The organism is Ruminiclostridium papyrosolvens C7 (genome assembly GCF_000421965.1).
Lineage (GTDB): Bacteria > Bacillota > Clostridia > Acetivibrionales > DSM-1351 > Ruminiclostridium > Ruminiclostridium papyrosolvens_A.
In genome coordinates, this window is record NZ_ATAY01000102.1 from 1 (window position 1) to 635 (window position 635).

Annotated in this window: 1 protein-coding gene; it reads left to right on the top strand. The window is 45.0% G+C overall.

The features are described 5' to 3' along the window. A partial coding sequence (locus L323_RS40460) for a condensation domain-containing protein (protein WP_038276373.1) occupies positions 1 to 635 on the top strand: 635 nt, incomplete at both ends.

Consider the following 635-nt stretch of genomic DNA (forward strand, 5'->3'; position numbering starts at 1 on the left):
TCGCCGGCCCAGCAAAGGCTGTATATGGTTGCTCAGATAGATGAGACAGGCATTGCATATAATTTGCCCTGCGTGTATGAAATCAAGGGCATGATTGAAGTGGAAAGATTTGAAAATGCAGCAAAGGGGCTTGTCAGGCGCCATGAAATCCTCAGGACAAGCTTTGCAATGGTAAATGGAGAACCGGTACAGACTATTTCAAAAGATGCCCACGTGGCTTTGGAGTTTGTAAACGCCGAAAAAGAAGAAATTGATGAGATACTAAAAGGTTTTGTAAGGCCTTTTGATCTAAGCCGGGCTCCGCTTATGAGAGTCATGGTAATAAATACAGGTGACAATTCAAGTCTCCTTCTACTGGATATGCATCATATCATTGCAGACGGGATAAGCATGAATGTGCTGCTGGACGAGCTGTCATGTCTGTATGGCAACTGTACCCTTCCTGAATTGAGGGTACAGTTCAAGGATTACTGTGAATGGCTAAAGACAGTGGATACTACAGCCCAAGGAGAATACTGGAAAGAAATGTTTTCAGATGAGGTTCCTGTGCTGAATATGCCGCTGGATTATAGAAGACCGTCGGTACAGAGCTTCAGGGGCAGGGCTGTAGCAGACTTCATACAAGGTGAACTGGC